Annotated in this window: 16 protein-coding genes and 1 pseudogene; 9 read left to right on the forward strand and 8 right to left on the reverse strand. The window is 43.0% G+C overall.

Translation table 11 applies throughout. The features are described from left to right. The first annotated feature begins 16 nt into the window (after positions 1 to 16). From AC0VYI_RS00510 to AC0VYI_RS00520, 3 genes are all read left to right on the forward strand, one after another. A protein-coding gene (locus tag AC0VYI_RS00510; RefSeq protein ID WP_475446545.1) for an IS3 family transposase occupies positions 17 to 1548 on the forward strand; the annotation gives its coding sequence in 2 pieces (ribosomal slippage) (positions 17 to 461 and positions 461 to 1548; 1533 coding nt in all). Between the two features lie 404 nt (positions 1549 to 1952). Continuing rightward, a complete protein-coding gene (locus AC0VYI_RS00515) occupies positions 1953 to 3134 on the forward strand; it encodes a PIN domain-containing protein (RefSeq protein WP_475446547.1) in 1182 nt (393 codons plus the stop codon). A gap of 1 nt (position 3135) precedes the next feature. After that, the gene (locus tag AC0VYI_RS00520; protein ID WP_475446549.1) at positions 3136 to 3501 is read left to right on the forward strand and encodes an AbiH family protein; all 366 of its coding nucleotides are present in this window, start codon (positions 3136 to 3138) and stop codon (positions 3499 to 3501) included. Here AC0VYI_RS00520 and AC0VYI_RS00525 read toward each other — a convergent pair. The 3 genes from AC0VYI_RS00525 to AC0VYI_RS00535 all read right to left on the reverse strand — a co-directional run bounded on the left by AC0VYI_RS00525 (position 3502) and on the right by AC0VYI_RS00535 (position 7480). Then, positions 3502 to 5033, reverse strand: a protein-coding gene (locus tag AC0VYI_RS00525; protein WP_475446551.1) for an IS3 family transposase whose coding sequence is annotated in 2 segments (ribosomal slippage) — positions 3502 to 4589 and positions 4589 to 5033 — 1533 coding nt in all. Because the reading frame shifts where the segments join, the coding sequence is not laid out codon by codon here. 552 nt (positions 5034 to 5585) lie between these two features. Continuing rightward, complete coding sequence (locus AC0VYI_RS00530) at positions 5586 to 6950, reverse strand: DEAD/DEAH box helicase (RefSeq protein ID WP_475446553.1); 1365 nt, start codon at positions 6948 to 6950, stop codon at positions 5586 to 5588. Beyond that, a complete protein-coding gene (locus tag AC0VYI_RS00535) occupies positions 6944 to 7480 on the reverse strand; it encodes a hypothetical protein (protein WP_475446555.1) in 537 nt (178 codons plus the stop codon). The genes AC0VYI_RS00530 and AC0VYI_RS00535 overlap by 7 nt, the downstream gene beginning before the upstream one ends. 101 nt (positions 7481 to 7581) lie before the next feature. On the opposite strand from AC0VYI_RS00535, the gene AC0VYI_RS00540 reads away from it, so the two are divergent. Both AC0VYI_RS00540 and AC0VYI_RS00545 read left to right on the forward strand, forming a co-directional pair. Continuing rightward, positions 7582 to 7902, forward strand: a complete 321-nt coding sequence (locus AC0VYI_RS00540) for a helix-turn-helix domain-containing protein (protein WP_475446557.1) — start codon at positions 7582 to 7584, stop codon at positions 7900 to 7902. A gap of 260 nt (positions 7903 to 8162) precedes the next feature. Further along, positions 8163 to 9020 carry a DMT family transporter gene (locus tag AC0VYI_RS00545; RefSeq protein ID WP_475446559.1) on the forward strand — a complete coding sequence of 286 codons (858 nt, stop codon included), beginning with the start codon at positions 8163 to 8165 and terminating at the stop codon, positions 9018 to 9020. A 153-nt stretch (positions 9021 to 9173) separates the two neighbouring features. On the opposite strand, the gene AC0VYI_RS00550 is transcribed toward AC0VYI_RS00545, so the two are convergent. Next, the gene (locus AC0VYI_RS00550; RefSeq protein ID WP_475446561.1) at positions 9174 to 10136 is read right to left on the reverse strand and encodes an IS5 family transposase; all 963 of its coding nucleotides are present in this window, start codon (positions 10134 to 10136) and stop codon (positions 9174 to 9176) included. A gap of 235 nt (positions 10137 to 10371) precedes the next feature. Here AC0VYI_RS00550 and AC0VYI_RS00555 point away from each other — a divergent pair, with 235 nt between their 5' ends. Beyond that, positions 10372 to 11502, forward strand: coding sequence for an MATE family efflux transporter (locus AC0VYI_RS00555; RefSeq protein ID WP_475446562.1), 1131 nt, complete (start codon positions 10372 to 10374; stop codon positions 11500 to 11502). Here AC0VYI_RS00555 and AC0VYI_RS00560 read toward each other — a convergent pair whose 3' ends face one another. After that, positions 11503 to 12279 (reverse strand): FCD domain-containing protein, encoded by a 777-nt coding sequence (locus tag AC0VYI_RS00560; RefSeq protein WP_475446564.1) that lies wholly within the window; start codon positions 12277 to 12279, stop codon positions 11503 to 11505. A gap of 516 nt (positions 12280 to 12795) precedes the next feature. Between AC0VYI_RS00560 and AC0VYI_RS00565 the strand changes: the two genes are divergently transcribed. Then, positions 12796 to 15678, forward strand: a complete 2883-nt coding sequence (locus AC0VYI_RS00565; protein WP_475446566.1) for an FAD-binding and (Fe-S)-binding domain-containing protein — start codon at positions 12796 to 12798, stop codon at positions 15676 to 15678. Between the two features lie 235 nt (positions 15679 to 15913). Here the strand turns inward: AC0VYI_RS00565 and AC0VYI_RS00570 are convergent, their stop codons facing one another. Beyond that, positions 15914 to 16246, reverse strand: a complete 333-nt coding sequence (locus tag AC0VYI_RS00570; RefSeq protein WP_475449850.1) for a transposase — start codon at positions 16244 to 16246, stop codon at positions 15914 to 15916. Continuing rightward, complete coding sequence (locus AC0VYI_RS00575) at positions 16183 to 16977, reverse strand: IS4 family transposase (protein ID WP_475446568.1); 795 nt, start codon at positions 16975 to 16977, stop codon at positions 16183 to 16185. The genes AC0VYI_RS00570 and AC0VYI_RS00575 overlap by 64 nt, the downstream gene beginning before the upstream one ends. A gap of 194 nt (positions 16978 to 17171) precedes the next feature. On the opposite strand from AC0VYI_RS00575, the gene AC0VYI_RS00580 reads away from it, so the two are divergent. Both AC0VYI_RS00580 and AC0VYI_RS00585 read left to right on the forward strand, forming a co-directional pair. Further along, positions 17172 to 17762 (forward strand): hypothetical protein, encoded by a 591-nt coding sequence (locus tag AC0VYI_RS00580; protein WP_475446569.1) that lies wholly within the window; start codon positions 17172 to 17174, stop codon positions 17760 to 17762. A 369-nt stretch (positions 17763 to 18131) separates the two neighbouring features. After that, a pseudogene (locus AC0VYI_RS00585) lies at positions 18132 to 18653 on the forward strand (HD-GYP domain-containing protein); the annotation flags it as partial. Positions 18654 to 18778: 125 nt separating this feature from the next. Here AC0VYI_RS00585 and AC0VYI_RS00590 read toward each other — a convergent pair. After that, positions 18779 to 19666 (reverse strand): LysR family transcriptional regulator, encoded by an 888-nt coding sequence (locus AC0VYI_RS00590; protein ID WP_475446571.1) that lies wholly within the window; start codon positions 19664 to 19666, stop codon positions 18779 to 18781. Between the last annotated feature and the right edge of the window lie 113 nt (positions 19667 to 19779).

Raw genomic sequence — 19779 nt, forward strand, 5'->3', positions numbered from 1 at the left:
ACGTAAGTGAAAACCAGTGGATTACCAAAGACATTCAAGTGCCTTTAAAGAAGCCATCTTACAGAAACTCATCCAAAGCAAGTTGTCGAGACGTGAGTTTGCAGAACAGGAAGGCATTAAGCTCTCTACCCTGTATAGTTGGCAAAAGCAATTCAACACATCAGGATTTAGCGAGTCAAAAGTGAGTTCATCAGATAAGTGGTCAAATGAAGAAAAGTTTGCTGTCGTACTTGAAACCGCCGTCTTGTCTGAAGCGGAGCTTAATGAGTATTGCCGTGTGAAAGGCCTGTACCCTGAGCAAGTAAAACAGTGGAAACAGGCTTGTATTGCTGGGAATACAGTGAAAGAGAAGAAAAAGACCACGGCTGAGCAACAGTCGGATAAAAAACGCATTAAAGAGTTAGAGCGAGAACTGAGAAGAAAAGAGAAAGCGTTAGCAGAAAGTGCAGCGTTACTTGTGCTGGGAAAAAAGTTCGATGCCTATTGGGAGGAAAAAGAGGACAGCTAATCACGCTGGCCGATAGGCAAAAGTATTCGCAGTGGATCCGTCATGCGGTCGAGTCCGGTGCACGGCAAGGGCCTGCCTGCGAGGTGATTGGATTATCGGTCAGGACGTTACAGCGTTGGTGTAGAGAGGGTTCTATTGGGGAGGATAGAAGAGTCACATCGACAAGGCCCGCCCCAGCGAACAAACTGAGCGAGGTAGAACGGCAGATGATGATTGAGGTCTGCAACCGTGACGAGTTTGCTTCGTTACCACCCAGCCAAATCGTGCCTATATTGGCCGATAGAGGTGAGTATATTGTCTCAGAATCCAGCTTTTATCGTCTGTTAAAAGTAGAAAATATGCTTCATCACAGAGGAAAAGCAGCACCAAGGAATGTCTATAAAAAGCCCACGAGCTACACGGCTAAAAAAGCCAATGAGGTGTGGAGTTGGGACATTAGCTATTTGCCAACCACGGTGATTGGTCAGCATTACTACCTGTACATGATAGAAGATATTTACAGTCGAAACATAGTGGGTTGGGAAGTGCATCATCAAGAAACGGGAGAGCATGCCGCCGATTTATTGGAGCGCAGTGTCTGGGTGGAAAGATGCGTTAAAAAAGACCTCGTCTTACACTCAGATAACGGTGCCCCCATGAAGAGTTTAACGATGAGAGCGAAAATGTATGATCTTGGTGTTGTGACCTCTCGGAGTCGACCAAGGGTGAGTAACGACAACCCGTACTCAGAGTCGCTGTTTAGAACGGTGAAATATCACCCTAGATGGCCGTCAGAAGGGTTTAAAACCCTAGAAGGTGCGAGAGAGTGGGTAAAAGAGTTCGTGTATTGGTACAACCATGAGCATCGCCATAGTCGGATCCGGTTTGTTACGCCCAGCCAAAGACATGCTGGGCTTGATAAAGTGATATTAGCAAAGCGAGCGAACTTGTATCAGCAAAAAAGGAAAGAGCACCCTGAGCGTTGGTCAAAAGCAGAAAGAAACTGGCAGCCAATAGGTGATGTGGAATTAAATCCAGAGCAACACAAAGACGCTGCTTAATTATTTTAGGCGACAACTACCTTGAAAAACGCCGCTAACAACGTTTCTCATTCTCTAATCGCCTTCTAACCAATTGAAAATATTATGAAGAATGGCAAAAATGATAGTGATAGTTCTTCAATTCTTCAACTTCTTCTTTGATTTGAAGTGAAGTGATACGCTGGGTTTTGTCACTTAGTTAGATTTGAACGATGAGGATCTCTAGCCAGTTGTATTGCTAGACATTATCCGAAGACAAATAGAAGAACTGAACCTCGAAGTAGCTTTTATCCTAGGACGTGCTGAAGCTGGTCTCCGCAAACTTGTGATCTAGGCCAACACGCCTTTGCCCCAAAACATTTAAAGCTATCCCTCATCACACCTTGCTAACTCGTTACTTGCCCGAATTTTTGTAATGAGCCAATATGCCATTAGTTGGTTATCCACTTAATTGTGTCATCAATTTATTTGATGACAATTTACACCATGTGTTCAAGGTATTGATTATGGAATTACAGACAAGGCTAGTTTTTATCGATACAAGCGCTTTTGAAAAGAAAAACTATCAATTTGGGCAACACGCTCTTGGTCGTCTTCAAGAACTAATTGAGGATGAGAAAATCCACTTGCTCATTACTGATGTGACAAGGAAAGAGATCGACTCCCATCTCAAACACAAATCTGAAGAAGCAGCTTCTATGATAAAGAAGATGCAAAGAGATGCGATGTTCCTAAGAAACACCCCCGACCTTGATTGTCATGGCATCTTCACCAAGGTTAAAGGTGATGATATTTATGCTGTTATCAGTGAAAAATTTGATGATTTCGTCGAAAACGGCTACGTCGAAACAATTGATGTAAGCACTGTTAACCCTCAAGTTGTATTTGATGCTTACTTCAACAACCTTCCTCCTTTTGGCAAAGAATCAAAAAAGCACGAGTTTCCTGATGCATTTGCGCTAGAAGCTATTAAACAGGTGAGCTTGGCTAGAGGATATTCAGCCTATATCGTTAGTGACGACGGCGATATGAAATCATTCTGTGAGAAAGAAGATAACTTCATTCATCTTGAAAATGTCGATGACCTAATTGACTTGATTGTTCGAAGCGACAAAGCGTACGAAGAACCAGCCAAATTTGCTGATGAAATATTCGAACAACTCCTAGAACAAATCAAAGCGGATGCCCTGCAAGCTCTCGAAGATGGCGAGTTCAACTATGAAAACGCAGATCCTTTCGATGAGATTATCAATTCTATAGAAATCAACTCGGTGAATGTTGGGAAGAAAAACTTACAGAATGTCGATGCCGAGTGGGCTGAATACGAAGTAGAATTTGAGGTGGTTGTTACGGCAGATTATCGATTCTCAGATTATGACCGTTCACCTTGGGATCCTGAAGACAAGCAATATGTATTCGTCTTGAGTAATGAGTCAACAGTAAAACACAAAGAAACATACACTGCCCACATAACACTTGCCTATACCGATGGTTTAAAAGCTAACGCATACATTGAAGAGTTTTACTTCCAAGATACATATTTTGAGCTGACTGATAATGACTCCGAAGTCATTAGCTTCAAAGAACTAGATATCAACGGTGAATGACATGAAGCTATATGTAATAGGTAATGGCTTTGATGTTCATCATGGCCTTGACACTAGGTATACATCTTTTGGGCTTTATCTCAAAAATAACTACTGGGAAACTTATGAGCTATTGCTCGACTATTACGGGTTTGCTGACTTAGACCCAGATTTTCCAACAACAATGTCAGACCCTTTATGGTCTGAATTTGAAACGAGTATGTCACTGCTTGATAAAGATTCAGTTTTGGAAGCAAACATGGATGCAATGCCAAACTATTCTTCAGATGACTTTCGAGACAGAGACCGATACACGCTTGAAATTGAGATGGAGCGAATACTTGGCCTTCTAACCGGCGTTTTTCAAGGTAGTTGTCGCCTAAAATAATTAAGCAGCGTCTTTGTGTTGCTCTGGATTTAATTCCACATCACCTATTGGCTGCCAGTTTCTTTCTGCTTTTGACCAACGCTCAGGACGCTCTTTCCTTTTTTGCTGATACAAGTTCGCTCGCTTTGCTAATATCACTTTATCAAGCCCAGCATGTCTTTGGCTGGGCGTGACAAACTGGATTCGACTATGGCGATGCTCATGGTTATACCAATACACGAACTCTTTGACCCACTCTCGCGCATCTTCTAGGGTTTTAAATCCCTCTGACGGCCATCTAGGGTGATATTTCACCGTTCTAAACAGCGATTCTGAGTACGGGTTGTCGTTACTCACCCTTGGTCGACTTCGAGAGGTCACAACACCAAGATCATACATTTTCGCTCTCATCGTTAAACTCTTCATGGGGGCACCGTTATCTGAGTGTAAGACGAGGTCTTTTTTAAAGCATCTTTCCACCCAGACACTGCGCTCCAGTAAATCGGCGGCATGCTCTCCCGTTTCTTGATGATGCACTTCCCAACCCACTATTTTTCGACTGTAAATATCTTCTATCATGTACAGGTAGTAATGCTGACCAATCACCGTGGTTGGCAAATAGCTAATGTCCCAACTCCACACCTCATTGGCTTTTTTAGCCGTGTAGCTCGTGGGCTTTTTATGGACATTCCTTGGTGCTGCTTTTCCTCTGTGATGGAGCATATTTTCCGCTTTTAAGAGACGATAAAAGCTGGATTCTGAGGCAATATACTCACCTCTATCGGCCAATATAGGCACGATTTGGCTGGGTGGTAACGAAGCAAACTCGTCACGGTTGCAGACCTCAATCATCGTCTGCCGTTCTACCTCGCTCAGTTTGTTCGCTGGGGCGGGCCTTGTCGATGTGACTCTTCTATCCTCCCCAATAGAACCCTCTCTACACCAACGCTGTAACGTCCTGACCGATAATCCAATCACCTCGCAGGCAGGCTCTTGCCGTGCACCGGACTCGACCGCATGACGGATCCACTGCGAATACTTTTGCCTATCGGCCAGCGTGATTAGCTGTCCTCTTTTTCCTCCCAATAGGCATCGAACTTTTTTCCCAGCACAAGTAACGCTGCACTTTCTGCTAACGCTTTCTCTTTTCTTCTCAGTTCTCGCTCTAGCTCTTTAATGCGTTTTTTATCCGACTGTTGCTCAGCCGTGGTCTTTTTCTTCTCTTTCACTGTATTCCCAGCAATACAAGCCTGTTTCCACTGTTTTACTTGCTCAGGGTACAGGCCTTTCACACGGCAATACTCATTAAGCTCCGCTTCAGACAAGACGGCGGTTTCAAGTACGACAGCAAACTTTTCTTCATTTGACCACTTATCTGATGAACTCACTTTTGACTCGCTAAATCCTGATGTGTTGAATTGCTTTTGCCAACTATACAGGGTAGAGAGCTTAATGCCTTCCTGTTCGGCAAACTCACGTCTCGACAACTCGCTTTGGATGAGTTTCTGTAAGATGGCTTCTTTAAAGGCACTTGAATGTCTTTGGTAATCCACTGGTTTTCACTTACCGTCCCCTGTCTGTTTTATAATATCAAATGAGGCGACAACTATCCTGACACAGGGGGGTCACTCATTAGCTGACGTAGATTTACCCTACTTCAAGAAGTTGGAGCAATCAGTCAGACCTGATGCTAAATGGGTTGTAACTTTTTATGACCCTGATGATGAGAAAGTACACGGTGACACTCTAACAGGACTTGGAATAGCCAACGTTGCAGTTGTCAGAATGGAACAGATCTAAGCAAAAGCCTGAAATATCATTAGCGATTGTGGTGGATTCTAACATTGTTTTTTCTAAATTTTGCTTATGCGAATAATTCAATTTTGAACATCAGCTCTAACTCGAAATTGTCCAGAAATGAGTTACAGCTAGTATGAAACTTTAATACTCAGTTGTCGCTTGATTCAGACTTGGTAGTAGCAATTAGCATGAATCTTTATTTTTGGTCACGTTTAATCCAAAACGGTACGGACAAGGATACTTGGTTGTTTAGTATGAGACTTTATTACTCTCCTACAAGATCATATGAATGTTAGGTCTTCGTACTATATATGATAAGAAATAATCCTCGATTTAAACGAGCTCATCGTCAGTTCTGCCAAAGGCAAATGGTCTATGTTTTCATGATCTTCGAGTAACGATATATCGTCAATGTTGATATCTGTTAGGTAAGGTTGAGTATCATCCTTTGAGTCTTGGTTGCCTTCTGTTATATCTGCTACGTCAACGCAATCAAGTAGCTTTTCTGTTTTCTCATAGTGATAAGCGCGAGGAATGGCTTTGTTGAGCCGCTCTGCGTATTCAATTAAATCAGGTTCAGCAAGGACAAACATATAGCCAATATCAGTTTGCGAGTCTGTCGTCCTCAGAATTCGCCCGAGGATCTGGCGAAAGTAGAGTTCAGTGGTGACGTCTGTAAGGTTACAACATACTTGCAGTCTTGGAATATCAGTACCTTCGCTGATCATAGCGATACTGATAATCCATTCGCTGGTATCTTCGCGAAAGCGATTAATGAGCTCTGGTGAATCATCCTGCCTATAAGAAACAATAGTCGCTTCTTTGCCAAAATGCCCTGATAGAATTGATTGTATTTGTAAGGCATGTTGATAGGACGAGGCGACAATAAGACCACCAGTATTCGGACTGTTGGTTCTAAGTTTGTCGAGCTTTTGAACGCTAAGAGAAAGCATATGTGTAATGACTTCTGGTTGTTTCAAAATCATACGATAGCTGACATCGCCGCTTTCCAGTAATTCTGTAATGCTTCGATATGTTTTGGTCTCTTTACTTTTCCGTACCATCACTTGGTCTGTATCAATGGCTGTGATAAAAGGGGCACGGCAGACCTTATCATTAATGGCTTCTATGAGGTCATAAGAGAAATCGCATTGTATATTGCCTTCAAGGTCAGAATAACGAGCTAGAGGGATTGGGAGTGTGTCTGTACGCCATGGTGTCCCAGTTAATGACAAAGTGTAAGTGGCTAGCTTTTGAATGGTAGAGAGCAGCTGAAAGCCCCATGTGTTTGATAGAGAGGAACCGTCACCTGCGCAATGATGTATCTCATCAAAGATAACGAGAACTCGACTGGTGCTCAGGTTACTGGTTAGCTGGTTGATATTTGTCATTGAGTGATATGTACGAGAAGCCCCCAAGGCTCCCAGTTGACCATTAAAAGGGCGTTCAAGAATATGCCGAAAGGTTTCTTGGATACTATGGCAGACAACCTTAGAAGGTGAAAAGCAGATAACGTAATCGACCTTGCACTCATCTAGTAGGGCTTTGGCAACGTGACTTGCCATGATTGTTTTACCTGATCCTGGTGTAGCAAGTACTAATGCATCTGATTGGTGCTGATATAGCTCCAAGACTTGTGTAATACAGCGTTTTTGCCATTCTCTTAGCATGACTTAGCGTTCTCAATATTAGTTGCCTGTATGACTTTCTTTAGTGCGTTCAAGCGGCCATAAAGTTGAGTCGACTGTTCTTTGGCTTCATGTAGTAGTCTTTGAATGATCTGACGGCTAGCCGGATACTTAGAAAGAAAATCTCTGTAAGCCTCAATTTCTCCAAGTGTCATCTTTAGTTCTGCGCTCGTTTTCACTTCCTCTATCTTGAGTTGTGATTCTTGGTTGCTAGTCTCAATTTCAGCATTGATATCGTTGAGTTTCAAATTGCAGACTTTTGGATCAAGTAACATGATTAATGAATCTGTGAAGTGATAAGTTCGAGCATTTCGCTCCCCGCTGGCTCTTATTAGGTTTTTACTCGTCAATCTATTAACGTTTCTCGCGACAAATCGTGTTGCTTGGATCGAATTTAATCCGGTGATAGTTGTCGCTAATTGAATGAGCTCTTTTCGTTTGATGCTGGCTCCTTCCACGCGTTGCAGGAGTTCTTTGAACTGTTTATTCAAAGAAAATGGTTTAGATGTCATGTTTATGTCTCAAAAAACTGAAAACTTAGGATTGCTAAGTATACAGAAATAAGTAAAACTTAGACAATCTAAGTATGTGAGACTTTAAAGATGAAACCATTTTGTCAGAGAACCCAATACCACTGCGACTCAAACAAGCTCGCAACAAAATCGGCATTTCCCAGAAAGAACTTGGGATTAAAATAGGTATGGACGAGAGCTCTGCTAGTGGCCGAATGAATCACTATGAGAAAGGCAGACATGTACCTGATGTGGATACGCTTCGTAAGATCGCTGCGGAGCTTAATGTGCCACTGAATTATTTCTTTTGTGAAGATGATTTAAGCGCTGAGTTAGCATGCTTAATTTCTAAGCTCGATGATAAGAGTAAGAAGGATCTGATAACAAAGCTGCTAGCCACTAAAGGAAGCGATAGCGCTTAGTTGTATTCATCTTTTACCTTAAGGTGAACGATGATTTTTCAATTTCCAGTACCGCATGGTGATGAGCTATTAGGCAGTGTTTTAGCTCGTTTCATTTCTAGACAAGGCATCAGCGAGGATAAAGTAGCATTAGAACTTTCTTTCTGGTATACCTGAAAAGCCAGATTTAGTTGTTTAATAAACATGTTACATGGCAAAGCATCTATATTTCATTTAGAATCCACCAACATAAAACTTGTACTGCCAAGGAATCCACTCTAGTGCACCTCGCAACTAGTGCCCGCTACGTGCTACTGTCAGCACTCGGGTTCGCTCTAATGACAGCTTGCGTCAAAAGCGCTTCAGCTCGCGGCATCCCGGTGCTGGAAATCGTTGCGTTCAGAGCTGTTATCTCTCTTGTGTTGAGCTACTTGGATATAAAGCGCAAACGCCTGTCTGTATGGGGCAATAACAAAGCCTTGCTTATTGCTAGGGGGACGGTCGGTACACTCACACTTATGTGCGTGTATTACGCAGTATCGACGCTGCCTTTAGCAGAAGCCACAGTCCTGCAATATACATACCCTGCGTTTACCGCCTTGATTGCCTTGTGGTTTCTTAAGGAGCGCATCCAAATCGCGACGATACTTTGTATTGGCATGAGTCTCGTTGGTGTAATCGCCATGATGCAATCCAACCTTCGAGACGGGGCTCTCACAGGCGCTCCCTATTTTAGTATAGTCGCAGCCTTACTTGGCGCCTTGGGTAGTGCATTGGCCTATGTGATGGTGCGGCAATTGAGTCGAACTGACGATTCTAGCGTGATTATCTTTTACTTCCCTTTAATTGCCTTTCCCATTTCAGTCGTCCTCTTAGGCGACAGCTTTGTAACCCCTAGCCTGGAAGAACTCGCCTTGCTTATTTTGGTTGGTATATTCACACAGGTCGGCCAAATTGGGCTGACTAAGGCAATGGCAGCAGAACAGGCTGGCAAGGTAGCAGCCTATGCATATGTCCAGGTCGTTTTCTCCGCGATACTGGGCTGGAGCATCTTTTCTGAAGTTCCTACTGTATGGACGATCGCTGGTGGCCTACTCATCATTTCTGGGGCATTGTTGAACACCCTCGGTAAGCGCTAGGGAACCTCTGTACTGATTAGAGCATCTCTCTCTTGTGCATAACTTTTACTCATTTTGGACCTCAAAGAAGCCTATTTTTCCAATAAACAGTCACACTTCGACTCTGTTTATTGCTCTACGCCGATTTTCAAAGGAGGGTTCCTTCAAAGCGCATCATAATCCCCTCCGTGCCCGATATAAATTTGCTAAAGCGAAAAGCATGTTTATCTGAACGCTGTTTTTATGCAGTCCCTTATAGCGTGTTTTCGTGTAGCCAAATTGACGTTTGATAATACGAAAGGGGGGCTCTACTTTGGCTCGGATACTCGACAAGAGTTTGGCGGTTTTTTGCCCTACCTCTTTTTCCTTATCGCTCAGCTTATCGGACTGGTAACGGCTTGGGCGTGGAACCGTTTGCCATTGCGTTTCGCTGTACTTAAATTCGTCTCGTTTTTGGATGCCCTGATACCCTGAGTCTCCTATAGCAAACGCTTCCTCCCCGTGCAATAAGTGTTCTGCCGCCACAATATCATGGACATTGGCGGCGGTGGTGTGGACGCTGTGAACCAAACCATTACGAGCATCGACTCCGATATGCGCTTTCATGCCAAAGTACCATTGATTGCCTTTTTTCGTTTGGTGCATTTCTGGATCCCTCGCTTTTTGCTTGTTTTTAGTCGAAGGGGGAGCGTTAATAATCGTGGCATCCACTATGGTGCCTGTACGTAGCATCAAACCTCTTTCGTTTAGATACTCGACAACATCAGACAAAATCGCCTGCGTCAGTTGATGTTTCTCAAGCAAATGACGAAAATGGAGAATCGTCGTTTCGTCTGGAATAGACCCTCTGCTAAGGGAAAGTTTGGCAAACTGACGCATCGAGTGGATCTCGTAAAGTGACTCTTCCATCCCAGGATCACTTAGGTTGTACCATTGCTGCAAACAGTAGATTCTCAGCATAGTACCAAGCTCATAGGGCTTACGTCCTTTGCCCTCCCAGTTTGGGTAATGAGGCGAGATCAATTCTTCTAAGCGCTTCCAAGGAATCACCTTATCCATTTCTAAAAGAAAGCGTTCGCGTTTTGTTTGTTTACGCTTGCAGTTATGTTCGGCATCGGAAAAGCTGAGTTGATCCATGGTATTGTCCCAAGTCGAAAGAAATAAAGAGAATCATGCCATAAGTTCGTCTTTTTTCAGAGGTTCCCTAGAAGAACTCATTTATTTGACAAATTATCCTTAAAAAGCTGTCAAAATGGCAGAGACCCAGCATAATTCATGCTGTCAAAGGCAAGAGACACCAAAGCACCCCTAAGCCCATATAATTCGGCACCTCTACGCAATATGTCAACTATTCAAATCGTAGTGTGCATGTATGGGATCCACTGGATTAACAGCGCAAGCCATGGGCCAAGAGGATGATCGGCGCGTTCGAGAGCTATTGTTGCAATCGGTGTTGATGGGAGTGTTTATCGGCTTAATGCTGATTCTATTTCGCGGGCCGATTATTGATTTGGCGATCGATCTAATGTCGCCCAGTGCTGATGTCACGCCATGGGCTCGATTGTATTGTGAGATACGAATTTTCAGTGCGCCTGCAGTATTAGCGGGCTATGCCTTAATTGGTTGGTTTTTCGGTGTGCAATATTCCAAAGGCCCACTTTGGATGTTATTAGCGATTAACCTTGCGAACATGATATTCGATTACATCGCGGTCTATCATATGGGCATGGCCAGTGATGGGGTCGCTTGGGGCACTTTACTGGCTCAATATCTTGGCGTGACCATTGCGATTGGTCTGGCATTTTTCCGCTTAAAAGGCTTTTCTGGTCAAGTACCGCTGAAGGCGCTTGCTAAATGGCGGGCGTATATAGCCTTGATTCAAGTAAACCGATACCTATTTGTACGGACGATTTTGCTTTTGCTAGTGATGCTCTTTTTTACCGCACAAGGGGCGCGTCAGGGAGATGATATCTTGGCGGCGAATGCGGTGTTAATGACGTTTTTAATGATCATATCGAATGCGTTAGATGGTTTTGCCTTTTCTGTTGAAGCATTATGTGGTGAGTCCTATGGTCGTAAAGATAAAGCCAATTTCCAAAAAGTGATGCGTCTTTCTACCTATTGGGCCCTACTTGCGGCGTTGATATTAGTCGCTATTTTTTGGATTTTTGGCAATCAAATCATTGCTTTATTAACAAGTGTTCAAAGTGTTCGGAACGATGCGGATCTGTACCTACCCTGGCTGATTAGCTATCCTCTGTTGGGTATTTGGTCGTTTATGTTAGACGGTGTATTTATTGGTACAACCAGCGTGAAACAGATGCAAAACACCATGATTCTCTGCGTATTAGGCGTCTTTTTTCCGGTTTGGTATCTGTCTCAAGGGCTCGGGAACCATGGTTTATGGTTAAGCCAAGCCGCTTTGTTTGTTGCTCGCGCCATCACTTTGTATTGGTGTTATCGACAAAATATAAAAAACAATGTTTGGTTTGCTGCAAGATAATTAATGGGGCGGTTGGTGTTCATTTCGACGTAATGAGCGCTGAATGCGCGTTTCTTCTTTTTGCCTGTTTAATAGATGATCTTCCACAAAGACCAAATGATCGTGTGCGGCCGCCCGGGCGGCGTTGCCATCACCGGCCATGATGGCCTCATAAAGGGTTTTGTGTTGTGCCATCACCACTTGTCTTGCTTGAGGTTGTTTGAACAGGTTGTGCAAGTTCGCCGAGACACTTCTAGCAAGCACGGCGTATAGACTGCGTAATGTATGCAGCAAAACAATATTGTGGGCGGCTTCTGCAATGGTCATATGAAAGTCGGCATCAAGCTTTGCTTCAAGGGCAAAGTCTTGTGCTTGGTTAGCTTCGGCTAAGGCATGGAAGCATCGAGTCAATTTGGCTCTATCGGCCTCGTTACTTCGCGTGGCGGCATAATAAGATGATAAACCTTCCAATGCATCGCGAAACTCCAGTTGATCGTATAAAAACTCGTCATGGGCACACAGCAGGTCTTGTAATGGGTCAGCAAATGAGCTGCCAATATTGTCTGCTACGTAAGTACCGCCACCATGTCGGCTGAATAAAATTCCCCGCGCGATTAACTTTTGAATGGCTTCTCTGAGTGATGGACGAGATACTTCAAAGCGGGCGGCCAATTCCCGTTCTGGTGGTAATTTTTGCCCTGGCGAAAAGCTGCCTTCAAGGATCATGCTTTCCAATTGTTGCATAATGATATCGGAGATTTTTGGTGGTTTTACACGGCTGAATGAGTCGGACGTCATCTTATTATTCCTTTTTAGCTCAAGGATGGTATGGAACACACGGTTTCTATTTAACTTTTTATAGTGGTCTGACCTATTTGTCTTTTATACATTTTGAGACTTTTACACGACTACTGCGCTTGCCAATACTTTGTTAAAAACAGACTTAAAATGCTCATTTATAGGGATAAACTCCGCTTTCTCGTCTTTTTTGCCGTGCCTTGGTGTCGCTCGTGACATCGTGCAAAGGTCTCATTTGATATAGCGATGTTTATTTTCTGTGCATAAGTGAAAAAGTGGTAAAACCAATCAAAAATGTCGCTAAAATTCATTAAATATCGCCAATTTAACCACTTGACAAAAGCAGTCTCGATTTCTATTGTTGCTCTATATTCACGGTCAATTGGTATGACCAATTAAAAGGGTTGTCGATGTATTTGTCCAGTCGTACTCTTTTAAAATAATAAAATGCTTTGAGTTGTTTGCTTGGTTTTCAAGGAAAACGGCTTAGCAAGACCATTCACAATGGGACGTTATATGACTTCTTCACCTGCAATGACGGATAAAAAAGCCCAATACGATGCGATCCATCAATCACTGAAAAATACGATAGATGAGTCTCGATTGATTCGAGATCCGCTGCGTACCCTTGCCTACGGTACGGATGCGAGCTTCTATCGTTTGCTTCCTCAGTTAGTGGTCCGAGTGAACAACGAAGACGAAGTTCGTTTGGTACTCAAAGAGGCGAAATCGCGGAATTTGCCGGTAACGTTTCGAGCGGCGGGCACGAGTTTGTCTGGACAGGCGGTAACCGACTCCATATTGCTCCAGTTGTCCGACCAGTGGAAAGGTCATCGCATCCTCGATCAGGGTCAGCGCATTTCACTGCAACCCGGCATTATCGGCGCACGCGCCAATCAACTACTGGCACCGTTTCAACGTAAAATTGGCCCCGATCCCGCGTCTATCAATGCCTGCATGATTGGTGGTATTGCCGCGAATAACGCCAGTGGTATGTGCTGTGGTACGGCACAAAACAGCTACCAGACGATTGAAAGTGCTAGGCTGATTTTTGCTGATGGCACCTTACTGGATACCGCCGATGAAAGTAGCCGCTTAGCCTTTGGTAATCACCATGCCGATTTATTAGATACCTTGACTCAACTGTCAAAGCAAGTACGTGCTAATGATGACTTGGCAAACAAAATAAGACACAAATATCGTCTAAAGAATACAACAGGATACAGTTTAAACAGCTTGGTGGATTACCAAGACCCATTTGATATTTTGTTGCATCTGATGATTGGTTCCGAGGGAACGTTAGGGTTTATCAGCGAAGTCACTTACCAAACGGTGGTGGATCACCCAATCAAAGCGGCAGCCATGATCTTTTTTGCCGATATGGAGGCGACTTGTCGAGCGGTCACGTCCTTAAAAAGTGCCCCTGTGTCCGCCGTTGAGTTGATCGACCGAGCAGGGCTGCGGGCAGTTGAAGGCAAACCTGGTATGCCGGAGAGTCTATCTTCTCTGGAAGCGCAAGCTGCGGGCTTGTTAGTGGATGTTCGAGCCGCTACGGAAGAAGAGTTAGAAGGTAATTTGGCTCTGGTAAAGCAGGCGCTAAATGGACAGACAACTCTAAACGACATTGAGTTTACTCAAGACAAAGTCATTTACGATTCTTATTGGAAGATCCGCAAAGGCTTGTTTCCTGCCGTCGGTGCGGTACGTCCTGTTGGGACAACCGTGATTATTGAAGACGTGGCTTTTCCGGTCGAAAAACTCGCCGAAGGCGTGTTAGAACTGCAAGGCGTGTTTCAAAAGCACGGTTACAGTGAAGCAATTTTGTTTGGTCATGCGTTAGAAGGCAATTTGCATTTTGTCTTTACCCAAGGGTTCGATGATCCGAATGAAGTGAGTCGCTATGCTGCCTTGATGGATGAGGTTGCCCATTTAGTGGCAGGTAAATACAAAGGATCTTTAAAAGCAGAACACGGTACAGGGCGAAACATGGCGCCTTACGTGGCATTGGAATGGGGCCAAGAGGCCTACGATATCATGTGGCAAATTAAAAATGCCTTTGATCCACAAGGTTTGCTGAATCCGGATGTCATTCTCTCCCATAATGCCAATTTGCATGTGGAAAACCTGAAGCCACTGCCTAAGGCCAATGATCTGGTTGATACCTGTATCGAATGTGGTTTCTGTGAATCGGTTTGTCCGTCGAAAGCACTAACGCTAACGCCTCGTCAGCGTATTGTGATTTGGCGAGAAATCCAACGCTTAACCACATTAGGAACCGATCCTGAGCGTTTAGCCGCCCTGAAAAAAGAGTACGACTATCAAGGTGTCGATACCTGTGCCGCTTGTGGCCTATGTTCGATGCAATGCCCGGTTGGTATTAATACTGGGGATCTGACCCGTGAGCTGCGCCACGATCGTCACCCAGATAGTAAAGTGGGTTATTGGTTGGGTGAGCATTTTGAAGGAGTGACTCAAACCGTACGGTTGGGATTATCAACGGCCAATGTGGCCCGAAAAATCGTTGGTAATAAGGGCATGGCATCCTTAACGAATATGGCGAATAAAGTGACAGGTGGCGTGGTGCCCCATTGGCGAACCACCATGCCAAAAGGAGCGGATTCCATTCGTTCATTGTTGTCAGAAAAAATGATCCAAGATGGCAATGTCCCTGATAAAGAGTTGGTGAAACCGACGGTGGTGTATTTGCCCAGCTGTGCGACAAGAATGATGGGGGCGGATCCTACCGGGCAAGACCAGCGCTCTGTTATGGACGTTATGTTGTCTGTACTTAAAAAATCCGGCTATCAGGTTATTGTACCCGAAGAGGTTGAAAGCAGCTGTTGTGGGTTAGCCTTTCAAAGTAAGGGGCAGTTTGCCGTCGCGGATAAAAAAGCTAAAGATTTGAATGCAATGCTACTGAGTATTAGTGAGAATGGGCGTTATCCGATTGTCTGTGATACCAGTCCTTGCCTATTGCGTATGACACAAACCTTGGATCCCGTATTGGAATTGTATGAGCAAGTAGGGTTTCTCAAAGAATTTGTTGTACCAAATTTAACCATTACCCAGAAAGCCCCTCGTATTGCCTTGCATGTAACATGCAGCACAACACGCATGGGATTGGCAGATAGCTTTGTTCAACTGGCCCATCAATTGGCCGATGAGGTAGTGATTCCTCCTGAGGTAACCTGTTGCGGCTTTGCGGGTGATAAAGGATTTTCTCATCCGGAACTGAACGCCAGCGCCCTGAAAACCCTATCGAAAGCGGTAGAAGGCTGCGAAGTGGGCTATTCAAACAGCCGCACCTGTGAGATTGGTTTAAGTGAACACAGTGGCATTGAGTATCAATCCATCGTCTATCTCGTTGATCAAGTGTCTGAGGCTTCGCGGGTGCTGTAAGACGTAAATGGACAATGTATTATGTCTTCCAAGGGCTGAGATAGGTTATTGCCGTAGTGAAAACTTGAAACAAGAAAGATGTTTGATTCTAGTGCGATCACTAGGCTCAGAGTCTACGAATTTAAGCCATAAAACCGTCTCCCTTAAACAGTTGCGAATTCCTTCTCACCATTGTTTGAGGGGGATGTTGAGGTTTGTAGATAGTGCTCTTTTGCCTAGAAAAAAGTGAGAGTACTCAGCGTTTGCGAATGCTAGAAGATTGAAAACGATAAGCTAATCTTGCCAGTTCAACAACTTTCCCTAACAAGATAAGCACCATGGCAGTCAGTGTTGTCAGTAACACTAACAGCTTCATTCTAGTCAGTTTTTTAGTGTGGTTATGTTCGAACCCCAAGCCGAATTTTGTGCTCTTCATATCTCTAAAACTTTCTTCTATTTGCATTCGTGTTTGATAAACCTTCAATATTTTCTTGGCAAACGAGCGGTTCTTTGGCAGCGATGAAATCAATAACCACGGTTTTTTGCTCCGCGAGCGGCGGTTAACGACGTCTTTGATGCTTTCGTTGATCCGTTTTGGTTTAAAGCGTGCCGACCTTTTGGCTTGCCTTTGTAGAGTACTAGATGACAACAATACGATTTGAATTTACCAAGAGTTAATGAGAAAGACTTTGGGGTGCTGCCTACTTGAGGAAATAAGCATGAAATACATCTCCACGACTGGTTTGCTTCATCAAAAAATTTTCGTGGCCGACGAACACGGCCAACATTGTCCCACTTCAAACTCTTTACCAGCTCAATCCAAAGCATTTTAAACCCCGCGTCTGTCACAATAATCGGTTTGGTTTTTTCTGGAAGAAGAGATTTTAGCTTGGAAAGAAAGTGCCTATGTGTTTTAGGTTTCTCCTTAGTTTTAATGTCATGTACTTCTTCGTATAGAGTAAAGGGTCGTCTTTGAAATGCGACCACCGCTCGAATGAGATAATGTTGTTTTCGACCATCAAGGTCAGACCAGTCGACACTGATAATGGGTCGTCCTTTGCTCGCAAAAAGGTGGCACATATGAGCATAAATAGAGATCGACTCTTGCTGTAAATGAACGTTAGAAAGCACTCGATCAGCACGTTTAATACAGTGTTTTTCAAAGGCTTTAGATTGAATGCCTCTTCCAATACTAGTCACGGTACTGAGATTGCCCTGAGCAAGGCTTTGAACGCAGGCAGCGACAGCATTACGTCGAGTTTTATGCATATTTGGGCTGACAAGAGGAAGGATTTTGTTCAGAATAGTCGTTGCGTTCATGGCTCTCGTGTTTGATTGTTTTTGGCGAAATTATTGATCACCAAGGGCCATAAACGTTCCCTTTTTATGTTAATTAATTGTTATTTATATCAAATTCGTGGGGATACCTCAGACACTGACCCTATTGATTCGTACATGAAATAGTGACATACCCAATCTAAATAAAATGCTTTTTTAAAATAGGAGATAGAAAAGTGAAAATGTTAGATAAAATAAAGTTAATAGGTATATTGTGTTTAGCCGTAATTGTTTCTGCCTGTTCAACAACAGGAGGTGGAAATAGATATTATGATGTAAAGGGTAAAAATTTTTTTGTTTCTTCTGTAGATGTTGATTTAGTAGAAAAATGTGATTCTAAAGGATTTCCAGACGCAAAAGAGCTTGATAAAGAATTTAAGGCTAAAATTAATAAAGCCCTGTCGGATAAAAATATTTTAGCTTCCTCCGATAAAAATGCCATTAGTTTAAAGCTAGATATGAAGTATACAAGAACGTTTATGGGAGAGCTTTTTGGTGCTTGTAAAACCTATGGGGCTTCAACTATACAATATACTGGAGTGATGACGGAAAAGCATCATATTGTTGCTACAATAGAAACTGGTAAATTGGTTCCTAATTTTGGTCTTACTGGTAACTTATCCACTATTTTTAAACAGTTGGGTGGAGCCGCTACTGGCGGTAAAAATACTGAGCTAGAAGAAAAATGGATAGATGCATATTCCCGCGGTATTGTGGATCATCTTGACCTTTTTCAATATAAAGATACAGAGTCTACTGCTGAGTAAGTAATTTGATTCAATGGGGTCGCCCATAGACTTTCAGAATTTATGGTAAAAACACTTTGGAAAACCATTATTTTCAAGGCTCTAGTTCTATTTTAGAACAATCAATGGCACAGACCCTTTTGTTCAGATGATCGCCAGAGAGTAAGGCTTATTGGTATATACAGTGCGGTATCCTATGGAGGAACAATAGTCGCGGCATTCTCTTACAGCGCTCTCTATTTATATGGGGGATTTCATTTTATATTGATTACTTCTGCTTTGTTATGCTTTGTTATGCTTGTTTGCCTTTCTAATTGTATATTGGTTACAACGTCATAGACGGGTTGCCCAATAATAAAAAGATAACTTTAAACGGAGCTTGCGGAAGCCTATGGCATGGAGGCGGAATCGTTCAAATCTCTGATTCTAGGCAGTTATTTACATGACGTGGGGAAAATTGCCATTTCGGACGGTATTTTGCTGAAACCAGGTAAACTGACACCTGAAGAAATGGAAGTCATGAAAACTCATGTGCTAGAAGGCGTGAAAATGGTGGATGGCATAGCGTGGCTTAGTAATGCGAAAACCGTTATCGAAGCACACCATGAAAAATGGGATGGTAATGGTTATCCTCATAAGCTTTCGGGACAAAATATCCCCATCAGCGCCCGTATACTTTCGATTGTTGACGTGTTTGATGCCCTATGTTCTAAACGACCTTACAAAGAACCGTTCAGTTATGACAAAGCCCTCTCTATCATTAAAGAAGGCAGTGGCTTGCATTTCGATCCAGAGCTAGTGGTTTTATTTGAATGCCATGCGCGCCGTCTTTATGACACTATTATCCATGCCGACGAAGAGACATGCCGGACACTGATGTTGGAAAAAATTGATCGGTATTTTTATTTTTAAATAATTGATAGAGTTATTGTTGTTTCTCCTAAGAGCCAATTAACACTCTAGTGGACTCACTGATTTTCAGATATCTATATAGAATGTCAGTATATTCAGTGCTATCAATGATAGGCCTAATATTTTTATAGAAGGCCAGTGGAAACATTATCCAAAGAGCGTTCTATCTCATCCATGAGTAGCGCGCTTTTTGCGTTGGGATGTTTAAACGGTCTTAATGCATAGATAGTGTCCCGTCGTTGAAAGGGGTCATGTAAGACATGTACTAAACTGCCGTTCTGGATTGACCCATGTACTACCCAGTTTGGTAGGCAGCAAAAACCAATTCCTTCTATTGCTAGCATGAGTTGACCATGGAAGTCGTCACACTTTGCGGCAATATGGTTTCTTTCTTCGAGCTTATTCCAGCAAACGGTACTGTTCTTCGAGTATTTTTTGATTAATGGCATATTTTTTAGCTCGTCGATATGAGTGAGCCGATGTTTAGAGGCAAGATCCGGACTAGCGCATATATGCCAAGTTTGCTCTCCTAGTTTTTTGGAATATAACGTACTATTTGGCTGATCTCCAATTCTTATGGCTAGATCAAGGCGCTCAACAATAGGATCAACTAACCGTTCTGTTAGATCAAAACTAAGCTGGATATCTTGATTATTTTGTTTCACTTTTTTTAATATAGGGATAATAACGGTTTTACAAAATGTTGGTAAACAACTGATCTTGATTTCACCAGATTCTGTATTTTCTATCTGTCGGATATCTTCAATAACACTAGAAAGATGTTTCAATATCTCTTTTGACTGCCGATATAAATGATCCCCTGATTCGGTTAAGCCAATAAAATGACTGGATCGAATGAATAACTTCGCACCAATCGACTCTTCTAAGCGATCGATCTGTCTTGTGACTGTCGATACATGGACGCCAAGTTGTTGTGCCGCTTTCGAGAAACTCCCCTTCTCAACGATGGTTTTGAATAAAAAAATCTGATCAGAACTGATTGGATAATCCATTTTGCATCCTATGCAAAGTTTCTTTGCAATAATTTAGCTGGAAAAATAAAGAGTACTTCATACAATAGTTTTTTACTTTAAAGTAACGTTAATCTGAAGAAATATAGTAAATA

It is taken from the genome of Marinomonas sp. 63XJN7_9_ISO-PGPR-S23-217, assembly GCF_056173515.1.